The following is a 17,445-nucleotide window of genomic DNA, read 5'->3' on the forward strand; positions in this document are numbered from 1 at the left end:
CACCAAAGGGGAAGGTTCTTAATCGAACTTAAACTCTCAGGTAAAAGGACAGAGAAGGGTAGAAGCAAGCCGAGTGCTACCCTTTTCTGTCCTTTTTTGCGTGCAAAAAAACAGGTGATAACCAGATTAGGTAGCAAATACAACACTCAAGGGGGAAACGGGAATGAGTTTACAACAAAATGACTCCACTATTTTTGAAGCCATTCAGAAAGAGCAGCAGCGTCAGCACCAAACGCTGGAACTAATTGCTTCTGAAAATTTTGTAAGCCAGGATGTTCTAGAAGCAATGGGTAGTGTGTTGACGAACAAATATGCAGAAGGCTATCCAGGGAAGCGATACTACGGGGGCTGTGAATTTGTCGATGTCGCAGAACAAGTTGCCATTAACCGTCTCACTCAGCTGTTTGGAGCAAAATATGCCAATGTTCAGCCTCACTCAGGTGCTCAAGCCAATTTTGCTGTATTCTTTGCCTTGCTTCAACCTGGAGATAAAGTGATGGGGATGAACCTCTCGCATGGCGGACACTTAACGCACGGAAGTCCTGTTAGTGTTTCAGGTAAATGGTTTGAGGTTGTATCGTACGGTGTCAGAGAAGATAATCAATTGATTGATTACGATGAACTAGAAGCAATTGCAAAAAAGGAAAAACCTAAATTGATCATCGCGGGCACCAGTGCTTATCCTAGAACAATTGATTTTGCACGGTTTAGACAGATTGCAGATCAAGTTGGTGCGAAATTGATGGTGGATATGGCCCATATTGCAGGACTCGTTGCAGCAGGTCTTCATCCATCACCAGTTCCATATGCGGATGTTGTAACTAGCACTACACATAAGACACTCCGAGGACCGCGCGGCGGTATTATTTTAACAAATGACGAAGAAATCATTAAAGCGATGAATAAATCAGTGTTCCCAGGAATTCAAGGCGGTCCGCTCATGCACATCATTGCAGCGAAGGCAGTTGCATTCAACGAGGCATTACAGCCAAGCTTCAAGGATTATGCGAAACAAGTTATTGAAAATGCTGCAACATTAGGAGAAACATTAAAGAACCATGGTGCTGCCCTAGTTTCTGGCGGAACAGATAATCATATCGTACTTTTAGATTTACGTCCGTGGAACTTAACGGGGAAAGCAGCAGAAAAATTATTAGAAGAAGCGGGGATCACAGTCAACAAAAATACCATCCCTTATGATCCGGAAAAGCCATTTGTTACAAGTGGGATCCGGATGGGTACAGCAGCTCTAACAACTCGTGGAATGAAGCAGGATGAAATGGTGAAGATCGGGGAAGTAATCGCAGCTGTTTTGAAGAGTAAAGGGGACGAAGCCGTTCTAGAGAAAGCAAAAGAAACAACCAAAGCCATCTGTAGTGCCTATCCGTTATTTCAACAGGCAATCACAGTATAAGAAGGGAGTATGAGGATGGAATTTCAGAGTTGCTTTGACATTATTGGCCCTATTATGGTGGGACCATCAAGTTCACATACAGCAGGTGTCGTATCGATCGGGAAATTTATTTATGAACTTGTAGGAGACATTCCAAAAGAGGTCAATATTGTTTTTTATGATTCCTTTGCTGAAACGTATCAAGGACATGGAACAGATAAAGCCCTTCTTGGCGGATTGCTTGGGATGGACACCGATGATACCCGCATTAAACATTCGTTGGAGTGGGCAAAGGAAGCTGGCATGCAATATTATTTCGAATTCGAAAACAGCTGTAAGTTTTATGATCACCCTAATACTACAGTGGTAATAGTGAAACACGATGATCGCGTTATAACGGTAGGCGGTGCCTCACTTGGCGGCGGCTTATCTAAAATCTTCATGATAAATGAAAAGAAGGTAGATATTCGTTTAAGTGCAGGCGATGACTTCAAAGTTCTCGCTAGACGCTATCAACCAAGAGGGAAAGCACTTATGGAGGCAATATAGATGAAGGTACAGTCTATGAAAGAGCTGATAGAAGTTTGTGAAAGAGAACAAAAAACCATTGGTGAAATCATGCTGATGATGGAAACAGAAAAATCAGGAAAAGACCAAAATACCATTATTAACATGATGGAAGAGCGCTTAATCAAAATGAAAGAAGCCGTTGACTGCGGTATAAAGGATGCCTCAACCGCACCAAGTGGAATTTCTGGCGGGGACGCCGTAAGAATGTATGATTACGTAAATCAAGGGAAATCTCTGTCAGGAAATTATGTCAGCAATGCAATGAGCTTTTCATTGGCAACTTCTGAAAACAATGCACGGATGGGGGTTATAGTTGCCACTCCAACTGCCGGAGCAGCGGGCATCTTGCCTGGTGTATTGTTTTCGCTTCATAAGAATGATGGCACACCCTATAAAGATTTAGTCATGGGATTGTTCACCGCTAGTATGCTCGGGTTTATCATTGCGAACCGTTCATTCATCTCAGGTGCAGCTGGAGGCTGTCAGGCAGAGGTTGGATCTGCAACCGCTATGGCAGCAGGAACAATTTGTGAATTAAAAGGCGGAACGCCGCAGCAGGCTGTTAATGCAACAGCAATTGCCATGAAGTCACTCTTAGGTTTAGTTTGTGATCCAGTAGCAGGACTTGTTGAAGTTCCTTGCATTAAGCGGAATGTGATTGGAACTTCCATCGCTTTTTCCGCGGCTGATATGGCTCTAGCTGGGATTGAAAGCCGAATTCCATGTGATGAAGTGATTGAAGCGATGTATAGGGTTGGAAAAGATATGCCTCGGACACTACGGGAAACAGCGCTTGGTGGTCTGGCCACGACAGAAACCGGTAAACAGGTAAAGGAACGGCTATTTTGTAAAAAATCTTAAGCAGGAGGGTTAACAATGGGGATAGCAACAGCGTTAAAGCAAACACCACTTTTTGAAGTTTATGGGAAGTTCGGAGCGAAGGTCATTGATTTTGGAGGCTGGGCACTGCCAGTACAGTTTTCCAGTATTTTAGATGAGCATGAGGCGGTTCGTACAAAAGCAGGGCTTTTTGATGTGTCTCATATGGGTGAAGTGCTTGTTGTAGGAAAAGATGCAGAGAGATACATCAACTACATTTGCACGAATGATGTTACAAAGCTTGGCATCAATCAAGCTCAGTATACCGTAATGTGCTATCCGGACGGCGGAACGGTCGATGATTTATTAGTGTACAAATTAGAAAATGAAAAATATTTACTAGTCATTAATGCGGCAAACATTGAGAAGGATTTCGAATGGATGCAACAGCAGGCAAGAGGAGAGATGGTACTACAAAATATTTCGAGTCAAATCGCTCAGCTTGCTATCCAGGGTCCAAAGGCTGAAAGTATCGTGCAAAAGTTAACGGGAATCGATCTTTCACAAATTCGACCATTTACTTTTGCTCAACATGTTGATCTGGACGGGGTGAAAGATGTACTCGTATCACGCACAGGTTATACAGGAGAAGATGGTTTTGAGCTTTATTTATCTGCTTCGCAAGCAGAAGCACTTTGGGTAAAGCTTTTAGAAGCAGGCAGTGAAGATGGCTTAAAACCATGTGGACTTGGCGCACGTGACACTCTTCGTCTTGAAGCACGTCTTGCACTCTATGGTCAAGAGCTATTAAGTGATATTAGTCCCCTTGAAGCTGGCATCGGGTTTGCAGTCAAACTGAACAAAGAAAGTGATTTTATCGGTAAATCCGCACTCTTAGTACAAAAAGAAGCAGGATTAAAACGAAAATTAGTAGGGATAGAAGTAACTGGCCGTGGAATACCGCGTCATGGGTATAAAGTAGTTTCAGCAGATGGAGAGGAGATTGGTGCAGTAACATCAGGAACTCAATCACCATCTTTAAAGAAAAGCATTGGTCTTGCACTCATTGCAGTACAACATGCAGAAGTTGGAACACCTGTGAAAGTGGAAATTCGAAATAAGTTGATTGAAGCCGTTGTGGTTAAAACACCTTTTTATAAAAAAGGTTAATAGAGTCATAGAGTATTAACTTGTATGAACAAAAATTACAATTGGAAGGAAGAGAAACAATGACAAATACAACAGCAACTTTACTATATAGCAAGGAACACGAATGGGTATTACAACTAGAGGGAAATCGAGTACGAATTGGAATTTCTGATTTTGCACAAAAGCAATTAGGAGATATCGTCTTCGTTGAAACACCAGAAGTGGATGATGAAGTAACAGCGAATGATTCAATGGGAACCATCGAATCTGTAAAAGCAGTTTCAGATCTATATTCTCCTGTATCAGGCACGGTGGTTACAGTAAACGAAGAGTTAGCAGACGCCCCTGAGACGATTAATGAACATCCATACGATGCAGGGTGGTTAATAGAAGTAGAAATGTCAAATCCAGAAGAACTGGAATCACTTTTAAATGAAGAAGCATACCAAGCATTTATTAATGGAGGAGAGGAATAAGATGACTTCTACTTATCGTTACCTCCCTGATACGAAACAAGATCAAGAGGAAATGCTATCTTTTTTAAATATTTCTTCAATCGATGAGTTATTTGAAGATATTCCAGCAGAGATACAACTAAAATCAGAACTGAATATTCCAGCGGCTGTTCCAGAATCACTTCTTACCAAAAAAATGAATCAGCTTGCTTCTAAAAATAAAAATGCCAATCATTACCCAACCTTCCTTGGTGCGGGGACTTATGATCATTACATACCAAGTGTGGTCAATCATATGATATCACGTTCGGAATTTTACACCGCCTATACACCGTACCAGCCAGAAATCAGCCAAGGGGAATTACAAGCGATATTTGAATTTCAAACCATGGTGTGTGAACTGACTGGAATGGATGTCGCCAATTCATCGATGTACGACGGCTTTACCTCACTTGCTGAAGCCGCATCACTTGCCGTTGCAACGACAAAACGTTCAAAAGTACTTGTATCCAAGGCCGTTCATCCTGAATCACGTGCCATTTTAAATACAGTAGCAGATGGCCAAGGTTATGAAGTTGAAGATGTCAACCTTACTGATGATGAAACAAGCTTAGTACAGCTGCAAGGCCAAATTGATAAAAACACTGCTGCCGTGATTGTTCAATACCCAAACTTCTTCGGTTCCATTGAGGATTTAAAAGAAATTAAGAATATCGCGGATACAAAAGGAGCGCTTTTCATTGTCAGTGCCAATCCATTGGCACTAGCACTCCTGCAGGCACCTGGTAAGCTTGGAGCGGACATTGTAATTGGGGATATGCAGCCATTAGGAATCCCGATGTCATTCGGCGGCCCGCACTGTGGTTATTTTTCCGTAAGTAAGAAATTCATGCGAAAGATCCCAGGACGAATTGTCGGGCAAACGCGTGACGAAAAGGGGCAGCGAGGATTTGTCTTAACCCTGCAAGCTCGTGAACAGCATATTCGCCGTGATAAAGCCTCATCCAATATTTGTTCGAACCAAGCATTAAATGCGTTAGCTTCTGCAGTTTGTATGAGTGCTCTTGGAAAACAAGGAATTCGTCATATGGCACAGCTAAATTTTGAAAAAGCTGATTATATGGCAAAATCTCTATCTAAAAAAGGTTTTACCATTATCAATCAAGCCCCATTCTTTAATGAATTTGTCGTCAAATTGCCTCGTCCAGTAAAAGAAATCAATGCGAAACTGTTTGAGGCAGGCATTATAGGCGGGTTTGATTTAGGTAATGATTACGGTTTAGAAGATCAAATGCTGATTGCCGTAACAGAGCAGCGGACAAAAGAAGAGATTGACCAATTTATCGAGGTATTGGAGGCAGCTGTAAATGGTTGAATATAATGATTTAATTTTTGAAATCAGTCGTGAGGGACGTGTTGGTTCAAGCCTGCCAGAGAGTGATGTTGATACGGTTAATCTTAATGATAAACTTCCCAAACATTTAATTCGTGACCTTCCGGCAGAACTCCCGGAAGTATCAGAACTACAGCTCGTCCGACATTACACCGCGCTATCAAATAAAAACCATGGGATTGATAATGGGTTCTATCCGCTTGGATCTTGTACGATGAAGTACAATCCGAAAATAAATGAAGACGTAGCACGTTTGGAAGGGTTTAGCCGCATTCATCCATACCAGCCAACTGAAACGGTACAAGGCGCATTAGAGGTTTTATATGAATTACAGGAAGAATTAGCTGTCATCACAGGAATGGATGCCGTCACATTACAGCCTTCAGCAGGTGCTCAAGGCGAATGGACCGGATTAATGATGGTCAAAGCCTACCATAATCAAAAAGGGGAGACAAGAAAGAAAGTCCTTGTTCCGGACTCTGCACACGGAACAAACCCTGCAAGCGCAACGGTTGCCGGCTTTGATACGATCACGATTCCATCTAATGATCATGGGTTAGTCGATTTAGAAGAATTACAGAAACATGTAGATGATAATACAGCCGCTTTAATGCTGACAAACCCAAATACTCTTGGACTATTTGAAAAAGAAATAGTAGAAATTGCGAAAGTGGTTCATGAAGCAGGAGGCTTACTCTACTATGATGGAGCCAATGCCAATGCTATCTTAGGGAAAACCACTCCTGGTCAAATGGGCTTTGATATCGTGCATTTAAATCTTCATAAAACATTTACAACACCACATGGAGGCGGCGGTCCGGGTGCAGGCCCAGTCGGTGTGAAAGAAAAACTAATTCCATTTTTACCAGTACCGCGTGTAGAAAAAGTTAATGAAGAATATGTACTAGACTATAACCAACCGCTTTCGATTGGCCGAGTGAAAGGTTATTATGGAAACTTTGGTATTCTATTACGGGCATACACCTATATTCGAACTATGGGGGGAGAAGGGTTACGTCAAGTATCGGAAAGTGCTGTTCTACATGCGAATTATCTCCGCAAAAAACTAGAACCATATTTTGATGCACCGTATTCACAAATTTGTAAGCATGAATTTGTCTTATCGGGAACAAGACAGAAAAAGCTTGGTGTCAGAACACTGGATATGGCGAAGCGCCTGTTGGATTTTGGCTACCATCCGCCTACCATTTACTTCCCGCTAAATGTAGAGGAATGTTTGATGATTGAGCCAACAGAAACAGAGTCAAAAGAAACATTGGACGCTTTTGCAGATGTCATGATTCAAATTGCAAAAGAAGTCGAAGAAAATCCAGGCGTCGTATTGGATGCACCACATACAACGGTAATTGGTCGATTAGATGAAGTTCAGGCTGCTAGACAACCAATCTTGCGTTATACCAAAGAGCAAACTGTAAAGAAAGAAACGGTAATGTCGTAATTCTAAACATGAACCGCTGGGGATGGCAATTCATACGCTGCCATTCCTGGTGTTTCACCTAAATCAATAAACTTCATGACAGTTCATAGGAGTGTAAAAAATGGCTACTGATTATGTTCGCAAACCAGATTGGCTAAAAATAAAATTAAATACAAACGAAGAGTACACGGGCTTAAAAAAAATGATGCGTGAAAAAAAGCTGCATACCGTTTGCGAAGAAGCAAAATGTCCCAACATACATGAATGCTGGGCTGTCCGCAAAACCGCAACCTTTATGATTTTAGGAAGTATCTGTACCCGTGCGTGCCGTTTCTGTGCGGTACAAACAGGGCTCCCGACAGAGCTGGATTGGGATGAACCTGAACGTGTTGCAAAGTCAGTGGAACAAATGGGATTAAAGCATGTCGTGATTACCGCCGTTGCTCGTGATGATTTATTAGATGGCGGAGCTGGGGTTTTTGCAGAAACAGTACGGGCAGTAAGACGACGCAATCCATTCTGCAGCATTGAAGTCCTCCCGTCCGATATGAAGGGTGAGTATAACAATTTAAAAACATTAATGGATGCCAAGCCAGACATTTTAAATCACAATATTGAGACAGTCAAACGGTTATCACCAAAAGTTCGTGCTCGGGCAACATACGAGCGTTCCTTTGAATTCCTAAGACGCGCAAAACAAATGAATCCTACGATTCCAACTAAATCTAGCATTATGATTGGTTTAGGAGAAACAAAGGAAGAAATTATCGAAACGATGGATGATCTTCGTGCTAACCATGTAGATATTATGACGATCGGTCAATATTTACAACCAACCAAACATCATTTGAAAGTCCAGAAGTATTGGAGTCCACAAGAGTTTGAAGAGCTAAAAACGATTGCCATGTCAAAGGGCTTTAGTCACTGTGAATCAGGTCCGCTCGTTCGCTCCTCGTATCATGCTGACGAACAGGTGAATGCTGCCAAGGCGAATGCGTAAACATTAAGGAGGATTGAATTCCTATGGTGATAAAAATGACAGAAGCGGCAATGATTAAGCTAAAGGAAATGGCCGTCAATGGAGAGCAGACTCCCCGGCTTGACGCCGACGTGGCTGGCGGCTGCGGAATGACTGTTAAGTTTTCCATTGTATTTGATGAACCACGACGAAATGACTTAATCATCGAAACGGAAGGAATTCAGATTCGACTAGATCGTTTTACAAAGCGATATTTAGATGAAGAAACACAAATTGATTATAATCCCGAACAAGGTTTTTTAGTTGGAGAAAGCTTTATCTCTAGTGCCTGTTCAATTCAAATAGATTAATAGGAACATTTGTAGTTCACTATGACAAATCCAAGTTTTCATATAGAAATAGATACATATTATTAATTAAGGGGAGTCGAAGATGACAAAAGATTATGATGTTGTAATAATCGGCGGTGGAACAGGCGGGTATGTTGCTGCCATACGCGCTTCACAATTAGGTTTAAAAGCAGCGGTGATTGAAAAAGGAAAGATCGGCGGCACCTGCCTTCACGCTGGCTGCATCCCGAGTAAGGCTTTATTAAGAAGTGCAGAAGTGTATGCGCAAACAAAAACTGTAGAAAAGTTCGGTGTGATTGCCCCAGAAGTTGGACTAGATTTCTCAAAAGTACAAGCTCGAAAAGAAGAAATTACAGAACGGTTGTTTAAAGGTGTCCAGCATTTAATGAAAAAAGGAAAAATTGATGTGTATGAGGGGAAAGGCAGTATCTTGCAGTCTAGTAATGTGTTAGTGGAAATGAACAATGATGAAGGTGAAGTCATTTTAAACACCAAGAATATTTTAATTGCAACAGGCTCACGTCCAAGAACACTTCCTGGCCTGGAAGTAGATGCAGAATATGTGATGACATCGGATGAAGCGTTGAAAATGGAGGCACTTCCAACTTCTATTATTATAGTAGGGGGCGGAGTGATTGGAATTGAATGGGCATCGATGCTCGTGGACTTCGGATTACAAGTAACCGTAATTGAATATGCCGATCGTATATTACCAACAGAAGATCAAGAGGTATCAAAGGAAATCCAGCGTTTAATGAAGAAAAAAGGTGTAAAAATTGTCACTAGCGCAAAGGTGCTGCCTGAGACACTTGAAAAGGGTGACGGTGTTTCAATAAAGGCAGAACATAAAGGAAAAGAAGCTTCATTTTCTGCTGATAAACTTTTAGTTTCTGTAGGACGATTACCCAATACAGAAGGTCTTAACCTGGAAAATACGACGATTGATTTCGATCGTGGTTTTATTAAAACGAATGAGTTTTATCAAACGAATGAACCGAACATATACGCCATTGGTGATGTGATTGGCGGGCTGCAGCTTGCCCATGTTGCTTCACATGAAGGAATCATAGCCATTGAACATATGGCAGGAGAAAACCCGGTACCACTTGATGTGACTCTTGTTTCAAAATGTATTTACAGCAGTCCAGAAGTAGCAAGTGTGGGGCTTACAGAAGAAGAAGCAAAGGGAAAAGGATATCCTATCAAGACTGGTAAATTTTCATTCCGTGCAATCGGAAAGGCTTTGGTTTTTGGAGAATCAGATGGTTTTGTCAAACTGGTCGTTGAAGAAGGATCCAATAAGTTGTTAGGAGCCCATATGGTAGGGCCGCATGTAACCGATATGATTACTGAAGTTGGCCTTGCTCGTGTATTAAACGCAACTGCTATGGACATTGCTCATACGATCCATCCACACCCGACACTGGCTGAAGCCATTGGTGAAGCGGCGCTTGCAGTAGATGGAAAGGCAATACACGCATAAATCATATCATAAGGATGGTGAAAGAGTAATGAACACGAACCGTGCAAGATTATTAATTTCTTGTCCAGAAAAGCCAGGGATTATCTCGACAGTAACGAACTTTTTATTGGAACACAAAGCAAATATTGTTCATTTTGACCAGCATACAACCGATCCGCAAGCAGGTATATTTTTTATGCGGATTGAGTTTGATTTGGAAGAATTTGATTCTACATATGAAAAAATTGAAAAAGATCTCCATGTGTTGGCACGGGATTATGCTTTGGATTGGCAGTTGAGCAGTAATGAGAGAAGAAAGCGAATGGCCATCTTTGTTTCCAAAGCAGACCACTGTCTCACTGAGCTTATTTGGAGGTGGAAATCGAACGAAATTCCTGTAGACATCCCGATGGTGATCAGTAATCATGCCGATTTAAAAGAAATGGTTGAGGGTTATGGAATCCCTTATTATCATATCCCGCTGTCGCAGGAAACAAAAGAAGAAGCCGAACAGAAAGCATTAGAACTGTTAAAAGGACAGGTAGATTTTATTGTTCTGGCCAGGTACATGCAAATTCTTTCTCCAAAATTCATTTCCCATTATCCGAAACAAATCATTAACATCCATCACTCTTTCTTACCAGCTTTTGTGGGGGCAAATCCCTATGTACGAGCGTTTAACCGAGGGGTGAAGTTAATAGGGGCAACAGCACATTATGTAACGAATGATCTGGATGAAGGACCAATTATCGAACAAGATGTACAGCGTATTAATCATCGCTATACAGCAGCCGATTTAAAAACAGCAGGACGTCATGTGGAAAAGAGAGTTCTCGCTGAAGCCGTTTCTTGGCATGTTGAAGATAAAGTACTTGTCCATGGTAATAAAACGATTGTCTTTGCATAAGAGTGGGTCTCATTGATTATAGGAGATGGTGCTAATGGCAGGAGATGAACAGGTACTGGACATTATTCATATCGTCTTAGCAATACTTTGGATTTGGCTATTTCTTCAAAATAAACGACAGCGTAGATTAAACTATATACATATCATGCTGCTCCTTTTTGCCGTTGGTATACTAGTTCATTCATTCGTGAAGTGGTCGTAGAGACTTTTTTCTCTTGATTTGGTTAGGATTGGTCTTGGAGTTGGCGAATCTGTCAGAAAGAGCCCTCGATTCAGACAGACTTGCTCTAAGAAAAGGCGAATCTGTCAGAAAGAGCCCTTGATACTGACAGACTGACTCAAGGGAAAGCTGAATCTGTCAGAAAGAGCCCTTGAATCAGACTGACTTGCTCAAACGAATAGCCAAACCCGTCCAAAAACAACAATGTTTAAGAAGATACCACAAAAAAGTGTTAGGTGAATCCAATGATTTGGACATCCCTAACACTTTTTTATGACAAAATTACGTGAGATTAGTAGTACATAGAGTAATCAACTCTTTTTTATTTGCCATTATCCAATTACATCGTATCGCAGACTTTTGAATATATTCATTAACGTTATCGATGGAGCTAACCTGATCGAAATAACGTCCCAGGAAATGTATGAAAACGTCAAGACTCCTTAGTTGGATAAGAACAGGAATTGCATTGATTTCAGCTTCTGTAAATTTTATAGATTGCCCATAACCGGAAAGAAAGGCATTCATTTTTGCCCAAGTAATGGTTTTGTCTTCGTTTGGCCGGGTGAAGTCTGATAAGCAAACAGCCAATTCCATTACCCGCAGGTCGTTCGTAACAAATTCAAAATCAAGAACAACTGACACCCTTCCATCTTTGTTAACTAGAATGTTGGAGGCATTTAAATCGCCATGAACAAGCTGATGCGGCAATCCCCTTAAGGCTGGTACTTTTTCCATAAAAGAGGTGAGCTGTTCATAAATAACGAGTAAATCTGCAGTCTGTTCCGAAAATTCCCTCGGTGGTTCTTTGCAAAAGCGCAAAATATCCTGTAAAGAACAACTAGGATGAGTACTTTCAATCTCGTAATACGGTTTGTAAGCAGGCATCTGATTGATTTGGATATGTGCCAGCGAAGCTGACAACAGGCCACTAGTTCTCCCATAAGAATGAATTTCTGCTAATTCATCCAAAGCAGGGTTTACACCTTCCAAGAACCGAAATAAACCAGCAATTTTTCCATCCCTCGTTCTAACAATTGTTTTCCCATCACGTGTTCGGACCGTCTGAGGTATCGAAAAAGTTAGAGGCAATTCTGCTAACGCAACTAGAACAGCATGCTCATACTGAACCTTAGCTTCATCCTGATGGGTTTCATAAACGCGAAGTACATATTGCTCGTTATCCACACGAACAAATCGAGTGGTGTTGTTTGCGCCACTTTGCCCAACCCAAGTCTCCCAGGTGCCTACTGGAAAGTATTGGATAAGGATATCATCTATGTATGTATTCTTATGTAACACCATAATTCGTAATCCTTTGCATTTTTTTATGTTTCTGATGTAAGTATATCATGTTGAGATGGAAGCTTTTAAAGAAGAATTTATTATAATTTAGAGAACCTTTACTCTATCTTTAAAAAAACTTTAAAAATAGTTTTTATACTAAAATCATCGCTTAACCGAAGGGGAGAGCGAAAACAACCTAAAAATTAGGAGGAGAAATAAGATGGAGATTTTGACAATAGATTCATGGTATATTTTGATTCCAGCATTCATTATCTTTTTGCTATCGCTTTTCATTGGGGCTAGAAAAAAGAACTATCAAGCTGGTCAATATTTTACATTAATAACATTAGCGATTTACCTTTTAACAGTGATTCATTTAGTATTTTTCCCAATAGAAGTTTATCCGGGTGGTTATGAATGGACAGGCCCATTGTGGCTGGCGATTTTAAAAGAAATTCAGTTTATTCCTATTCTAACCATTGATATTCCAACGTTTGTTTTAAACATCATTATGTTGATACCTTTTGGAGTGTATTTACTGTTACTAAATGATAAAGTAGATTCAGCAAGAAAAGCAGCAAGGTACGGTTTCTACTTAAGCTTATCAATAGAAATCCTGCAGTTAACGATCGAAGTCACTTTGGGAAGTGGCAGGATAGCAGATATTAATGACCTTATTGCCAATACGCTCGGGGCAGTAGTAGGATTCTTAATCATAAAGAAATTGGTAAAAATAAAACTATTTAAGGTTTTAGCTGCTAAAGTTTCATTAGCAAAAACGGCGTAAATCCTCTAATCCAGGGGATTTATGCTTGAATCCGACTGGTTTAGGGGTGGTTATTTTGAGTAAGTCCATACTTGTTGTCGATGATGATAAAGAGATTGCGGAATTGATTGAAGTTTACCTCCGCAATGAAGGCTATACCATCAATAAAGCATTTGATGGAGTCCAAGCAATTCTTTTTTTGGAAAAGAATCAGGTGGACCTCATTGTTCTAGATATTATGATGCCAAAAATGGATGGGTTAGAATTTTGTAAACAAGTTCGTAAAGTCAATCAAGTGCCAATTCTGATGGTGAGCGCAAAAGTACAAGATATGGATAAAATTATTGGACTAATGTCAGGTGCCGATGATTATATGAGTAAGCCATTTAACCCGTTGGAATTAACGGCAAGAGTGAAAGCATTACTCAGAAGAGCCAGTTACCAGTCTACTGCAGCAGAGAATGACATCATTCAAATTTCTTCACTAAAAATTGACAAACATAGTCATGGAGTCACGGCAAACGGAAGAGAAATAAAATTAACGGCGATTGAATTTGATATCTTATATTTGTTAGCCAAGAATCGCGGCAGAGTCTTTGGCTCTGAAGAGATTTTTGAAAAAGTATGGAATGAGCCTGGAACAGGGTCGAATAAAACGGTTATGGTTCATATAAGCAACTTACGAGATAAAATAGAAGCAGCTATGCCTGGGGAATCGATTATTCAGACAGTCTGGGGGGTTGGCTACAAAGTTGAAAAATAATTTCCTTCATGTCGTAAGGTTTATTCCTAATAAAAAAATCTATTGTTATCTCTTTCTTTCTGCATTAATGACAATGATTACCACCTTTTTTGTGATTCCTTCATTAGAGTATTACGATGAGCACTCAAGGTTTTTTTCACTGATAGTTAGAATATTGTCTTATTTTGGGCCGTTAGTCATTATTCTTTTCTATTGCTCTATTTTCTGTGCGTTCCTTTTTCTATTTTATCAATATGAAAAACAGCGATATACAGAATTTAGGATTTCTATGCTATCAGAGGAAGTCCAGTCAATCGCAAAAGCTAATTTTGATAAAAAGGTAGTCGAAATAGATGGAAACGGATTAGGACTTCTAGCAGAGAGTATTAACGAAATGATCAATCAAGCCCAAAAGGCAATTGAGGAAGAGAGAAGAGCCAAACAAATTAAAAATGATTTAGTAACGAATGTTGCCCATGACCTTAGGTCACCTCTAACCTCAATACTTGGGTACCTAAACCTTATCAATAATGACCAATATCGTGATGAGATTGAATTACGGTATTACACCCAAATTGTCCAATCAAAGGCAGAGAGATTACATCATTTGATCAATGATTTATTTGAATACACGTTTGTACAAAACAAAGAAATCCTAATGGTAAAGGCCCCCATAAATATTGAAGAAATGATAAATCAAATTGCTGTTCAATATCGGATTCAGCTGCAAGAAGCGGGAATGCAAGTAAGACAATCCACTGCCACCGAAAATCCGATTACGATGGGTGATGGGACTAAATTGGTAAGAGTATTTGAAAACCTGATTCAAAATGCCATTCGATATGGGAAAGATGGGAAATATTTAGATATTACAATAGTGGAACATGAGGAAACGATAGAGGTTGCCATCAGTAATTATGGTCAGGCTATACCAAGTGTAGATCTTCCGCATATTTTTGATCGGTTTTACCGATTGGAAAAATCACGCTCAGAATATACGGGTGGTTCCGGATTAGGACTTGCTATTGCCAAAAGTATCGTTGAATTGCATAATGGTGCGATTACTGTAGAAAGCACTGCTATGAAAACCACCTTTATCGTTACCTTATTAAAGGAGTAGAAAGTAACTAATTTGGGTATATGCGAAAAATTTGGTTAAAATGGTAAATATGTAGTATTTATCCATAAAAGAAGAGGTGCCTGTCACTTGTCGGATGCGACAGTACCAGACATCTCTTCTTTTTGTATTATTATAGATTAAAATATTCTTTTCTTATTTCATTGAATCTTCTTTCATCAATGGTTTCCTTATTCAATGTATGAAAGTCATGTTCGGTAAACGATGTGTCGGTTAATGTAATGTTGCCATTGTCAGTTATTTTAGTGATTAATGGTTTCTTATTAAATGCAGATTCAGGATGTTCAACGATAATTCTTTGAACATCATTCAAGTCAGTTAGATTATGAACCTTGTCTTTAGAATTAAAAGCGTATCCGATCTTCCACTCTTCATCTTTGCGATTTAATTTCATGAACAAAATATAATCTCCATGTTCACTTTCTACAGGATCTACTCTAAATTCACCATTAATTGATGCAACACACTCACCACTTAACGGAACAGGCTTTAACGGCAGGTTTCCTCCGAATCCCGTATCAACAATAAAAACCTGCCCATTATGGGTAATGAGATTAAGTACATGAGTATTCCCAGTCGCACTCCACTGTTGTTCCATATGATTATACGTTACTCCGCGGACTAAGGTTGGGTTAAAGTGATTTTCATTTAAAAAAAGATAAAGAATGGTATTTAGTTCATAACAAAGCCCGCCTTCGTTTTGTTCAAGGATTTTACTCGTTAAATTTTCTTTTGTAATTTCCTTCATTCTATTCTCGATAATACATAAATTCTCAAATGGAATGGACTTCGCGGTCTTTTCAAGAACATTATCTAGATAATGAAAAGTGATTACTTCATTTTGCGGGATACCTACTCTATTACGAAAAAGTACGTTTAAGTCGTTCATTCCTTAATCCTCCTTGACGTATACCTATATTAAATGATATCAAAAAGTGTTTAAGTATCCCAATTTTAAAAACTCCTTAAGGACGGTTTGAACTATAACAAGAATAGTGTTATTACTAAATGGTTTATTTGTATAAATGTAGATCAGGCAGTGAAGTATTTTACAACAGACTTAAACCACAAGGTTTGCTTAAGAATTTAAGGGAAGTCTACGAAGAAATTTAATTTTATTGAACAGATAGCAAAAAAAACTCCTACCAAAGAAAGTAGGCGTTTTTTTATGTTTAAGATTTTGTAAAAGCCATTTTAACTATCATAAAAAGAAAAAAACTTGGGTAAATCCTAAAACGAAATAAACCTATAAGTATTTTTCATTTGTGGGATAGTGTATAGCACATTTTCTTTTCCGTTGCCATTTCCTTGATTTAAAAAAACTGTTTTTCTCAAGATTCTCAATTAAGTAACTGAAAAAGCAAAAAGAATTTGAAATGTATTAAGATTATATATGACTATTTCTTACTTTTTTTAAATATTTTTGTGAATAACTTAGTAAGACTATTTTGTTCTCTTTTTAATTCTAAAATATCATTAGCAATATTCTCTAGTTTTTGAGATAAAGAAGACAGCTCTACATTTTCTTTTTTTAATATTGAAATATCATTAGCAATATTCTCTAGTTTTTGAGATAAAGAAGACAGTTCTACATTTTCTTTTTTTAATACTGAAATATGATTAGCAATATTCTCTAGTTTTTGAGATAAAGAAGACAGCTCTACATTTTCTTTTTTTAATTCTGAAAGATCATTAGCAATATTCTCTAGTTTTTGAGATAAAGAAGGCAGCTCTACAATATCTTTTTTTAATTCTGAAAGATCAATAGCGATATTCTCAAGTTTTTGAGATAAAGAAGACCACTTTTTATTTTCTTGTTTTTCAGAAACTTTAGATACTGGAAGTGTAGGGTTTTGCTTAATTTTACTAAGTCCCGCAACAGAGTTCATGAGCGAATCGTTTTTTAGAAGAGTTGTTGTCAGCTGCATGATCGAATTCAAATCCATCGAATTTTCATTTTTCACTAAATTGTTGGTGAGATTCTTGAGAGTCTCCTTATCTACATTATTATCTGAAATATTATTAGCGATATTCTCCAGTTTTTGAGATAAAGAAGACAACTCTGGATTTTCTTGTTTTTCAGAAACTTCAGATTCAGGAAGTGTAGAATTTTGCTTAATTTTACTAATTCCCGCAACAGAATTCATGATCGAATCGTTATTTAGAAGATTTTTTGCCAGCTGCATGATCGAACTTAAATCCATCGAATTTGCATCTTTTACTAAATTGTTGGTGAGATTCTTGATAGTCTCCTTATCTACATTATTATCCGTATTCTGTACACTATTTTCATTAATGATTTCATTATCATTCATTATTTAACCACCTTTTTATTTCTAAGATGAATATGTTCAGAAATTTTATTATATCTTATGTG

General features: G+C 38.9%; 18 protein-coding genes. 15 read left to right on the forward strand and 3 right to left on the reverse strand.

The window, feature by feature from the left end:
- Positions 1-163 precede the first annotated feature (163 nt).
- From glyA to QNH29_RS13650, 12 genes are all read left to right on the forward strand, one after another.
- Positions 164-1,414 carry a serine hydroxymethyltransferase gene (gene glyA / locus QNH29_RS13595; protein WP_283865282.1) on the forward strand — a complete coding sequence of 417 codons (1,251 nt, stop codon included), beginning with the start codon at positions 164-166 and terminating at the stop codon, positions 1,412-1,414.
- A 15-nt stretch (positions 1,415-1,429) separates the two neighbouring features.
- The gene (locus QNH29_RS13600; RefSeq protein WP_283865283.1) at positions 1,430-1,942 is read left to right on the forward strand and encodes a serine dehydratase beta chain; all 513 of its coding nucleotides are present in this window, start codon (positions 1,430-1,432) and stop codon (positions 1,940-1,942) included.
- On the forward strand, positions 1,943-2,824 hold the full coding sequence (gene sdaAA, locus QNH29_RS13605) for an L-serine ammonia-lyase, iron-sulfur-dependent, subunit alpha (RefSeq protein ID WP_283865284.1): 882 nt from the start codon (positions 1,943-1,945) through the stop codon (positions 2,822-2,824).
- A 15-nt stretch (positions 2,825-2,839) separates the two neighbouring features.
- The gene (gene gcvT, locus QNH29_RS13610) at positions 2,840-3,952 is read left to right on the forward strand and encodes a glycine cleavage system aminomethyltransferase GcvT (RefSeq protein WP_283865285.1); all 1,113 of its coding nucleotides are present in this window, start codon (positions 2,840-2,842) and stop codon (positions 3,950-3,952) included.
- A 59-nt stretch (positions 3,953-4,011) separates the two neighbouring features.
- Positions 4,012-4,407 carry a glycine cleavage system protein GcvH gene (gene gcvH / locus QNH29_RS13615; protein ID WP_283865286.1) on the forward strand — a complete coding sequence of 132 codons (396 nt, stop codon included), beginning with the start codon at positions 4,012-4,014 and terminating at the stop codon, positions 4,405-4,407.
- A 1-nt stretch (position 4,408) separates the two neighbouring features.
- Complete coding sequence (gene gcvPA, locus QNH29_RS13620) at positions 4,409-5,761, forward strand: aminomethyl-transferring glycine dehydrogenase subunit GcvPA (RefSeq protein ID WP_283865287.1); 1,353 nt, start codon at positions 4,409-4,411, stop codon at positions 5,759-5,761.
- On the forward strand, positions 5,754-7,238 hold the full coding sequence (gene gcvPB, locus QNH29_RS13625) for an aminomethyl-transferring glycine dehydrogenase subunit GcvPB (protein WP_283865288.1): 1,485 nt from the start codon (positions 5,754-5,756) through the stop codon (positions 7,236-7,238). Before gcvPA ends, gcvPB begins: the two co-directional genes overlap by 8 nt.
- A 100-nt stretch (positions 7,239-7,338) precedes the next feature.
- Entirely contained in the window at positions 7,339-8,217 is an 879-nt protein-coding gene (gene lipA / locus QNH29_RS13630; RefSeq protein WP_283865289.1) for a lipoyl synthase, read from the forward strand.
- A gap of 23 nt (positions 8,218-8,240) precedes the next feature.
- On the forward strand, positions 8,241-8,546 hold the full coding sequence (locus QNH29_RS13635; protein WP_283865290.1) for an iron-sulfur cluster biosynthesis family protein: 306 nt from the start codon (positions 8,241-8,243) through the stop codon (positions 8,544-8,546).
- Positions 8,547-8,628: 82 nt separating this feature from the next.
- Complete coding sequence (gene lpdA / locus QNH29_RS13640) at positions 8,629-10,029, forward strand: dihydrolipoyl dehydrogenase (protein ID WP_283865291.1); 1,401 nt, start codon at positions 8,629-8,631, stop codon at positions 10,027-10,029.
- Positions 10,030-10,057: 28 nt separating this feature from the next.
- Entirely contained in the window at positions 10,058-10,915 is an 858-nt protein-coding gene (gene purU / locus QNH29_RS13645; protein ID WP_283865292.1) for a formyltetrahydrofolate deformylase, read from the forward strand.
- Between the two features lie 34 nt (positions 10,916-10,949).
- The gene (locus tag QNH29_RS13650; RefSeq protein ID WP_283865293.1) at positions 10,950-11,117 is read left to right on the forward strand and encodes a hypothetical protein; all 168 of its coding nucleotides are present in this window, start codon (positions 10,950-10,952) and stop codon (positions 11,115-11,117) included.
- A 300-nt stretch (positions 11,118-11,417) separates the two neighbouring features.
- Here QNH29_RS13650 and QNH29_RS13655 read toward each other — a convergent pair whose 3' ends face one another.
- Entirely contained in the window at positions 11,418-12,440 is a 1,023-nt protein-coding gene (locus QNH29_RS13655; protein ID WP_283865294.1) for a phosphotransferase, read from the reverse strand.
- Between the two features lie 202 nt (positions 12,441-12,642).
- Between QNH29_RS13655 and QNH29_RS13660 the strand changes: the two genes are divergently transcribed.
- The 3 genes from QNH29_RS13660 to QNH29_RS13670 are packed head-to-tail and all read left to right on the forward strand — an operon-like array spanning position 12,643 to position 15,050.
- Positions 12,643-13,209: a VanZ family protein gene (locus QNH29_RS13660; RefSeq protein ID WP_283865295.1), complete on the forward strand. Its 567-nt coding sequence runs from the start codon at positions 12,643-12,645 to the stop codon at positions 13,207-13,209.
- 55 nt (positions 13,210-13,264) lie between these two features.
- Positions 13,265-13,951 carry a response regulator transcription factor gene (locus QNH29_RS13665; RefSeq protein ID WP_283865296.1) on the forward strand — a complete coding sequence of 229 codons (687 nt, stop codon included), beginning with the start codon at positions 13,265-13,267 and terminating at the stop codon, positions 13,949-13,951.
- Complete coding sequence (locus tag QNH29_RS13670) at positions 13,941-15,050, forward strand: HAMP domain-containing sensor histidine kinase (protein WP_481858800.1); 1,110 nt, start codon at positions 13,941-13,943, stop codon at positions 15,048-15,050. The genes QNH29_RS13665 and QNH29_RS13670 overlap by 11 nt, the downstream gene beginning before the upstream one ends.
- Positions 15,051-15,180: 130 nt before the next feature.
- On the opposite strand, the gene QNH29_RS13675 is transcribed toward QNH29_RS13670, so the two are convergent.
- A complete protein-coding gene (locus tag QNH29_RS13675; protein ID WP_283865297.1) occupies positions 15,181-15,957 on the reverse strand; it encodes an arylamine N-acetyltransferase family protein in 777 nt (258 codons plus the stop codon).
- Positions 15,958-16,465: 508 nt separating this feature from the next.
- Complete coding sequence (locus tag QNH29_RS13680) at positions 16,466-17,383, reverse strand: hypothetical protein (protein ID WP_283865298.1); 918 nt, start codon at positions 17,381-17,383, stop codon at positions 16,466-16,468.
- Positions 17,384-17,445: the final 62 nt, after the last annotated feature.

The organism is Neobacillus sp. DY30, from assembly GCF_030123065.1.
Taxonomy (GTDB): Bacteria; Bacillota; Bacilli; order Bacillales; family Cytobacillaceae; genus Neobacillus.

Coding starts and splice junctions, on each gene's coding strand:
- glyA (WP_283865282.1), top strand. CDS start 164: ATGAGTTTACAACAAAATGACTCCACTATTTTTGAAGCCATTCAGAAA.
- QNH29_RS13600 (WP_283865283.1), top strand. CDS start 1,430: ATGGAATTTCAGAGTTGCTTTGACATTATTGGCCCTATTATGGTGGGA.
- sdaAA (WP_283865284.1), top strand. CDS start 1,943: ATGAAGGTACAGTCTATGAAAGAGCTGATAGAAGTTTGTGAAAGAGAA.
- gcvT (WP_283865285.1), top strand. CDS start 2,840: ATGGGGATAGCAACAGCGTTAAAGCAAACACCACTTTTTGAAGTTTAT.
- gcvH (WP_283865286.1), top strand. CDS start 4,012: ATGACAAATACAACAGCAACTTTACTATATAGCAAGGAACACGAATGG.
- gcvPA (WP_283865287.1), top strand. CDS start 4,409: ATGACTTCTACTTATCGTTACCTCCCTGATACGAAACAAGATCAAGAG.
- gcvPB (WP_283865288.1), top strand. CDS start 5,754: ATGGTTGAATATAATGATTTAATTTTTGAAATCAGTCGTGAGGGACGT.
- lipA (WP_283865289.1), top strand. CDS start 7,339: ATGGCTACTGATTATGTTCGCAAACCAGATTGGCTAAAAATAAAATTA.
- QNH29_RS13635 (WP_283865290.1), top strand. CDS start 8,241: ATGGTGATAAAAATGACAGAAGCGGCAATGATTAAGCTAAAGGAAATG.
- lpdA (WP_283865291.1), top strand. CDS start 8,629: ATGACAAAAGATTATGATGTTGTAATAATCGGCGGTGGAACAGGCGGG.
- purU (WP_283865292.1), top strand. CDS start 10,058: ATGAACACGAACCGTGCAAGATTATTAATTTCTTGTCCAGAAAAGCCA.
- QNH29_RS13650 (WP_283865293.1), top strand. CDS start 10,950: ATGGCAGGAGATGAACAGGTACTGGACATTATTCATATCGTCTTAGCA.
- QNH29_RS13655 (WP_283865294.1), bottom strand. CDS start 12,440: ATGGTGTTACATAAGAATACATACATAGATGATATCCTTATCCAATAC.
- QNH29_RS13660 (WP_283865295.1), top strand. CDS start 12,643: ATGGAGATTTTGACAATAGATTCATGGTATATTTTGATTCCAGCATTC.
- QNH29_RS13675 (WP_283865297.1), bottom strand. CDS start 15,957: ATGAACGACTTAAACGTACTTTTTCGTAATAGAGTAGGTATCCCGCAA.
- QNH29_RS13680 (WP_283865298.1), bottom strand. CDS start 17,383: ATGAATGATAATGAAATCATTAATGAAAATAGTGTACAGAATACGGAT.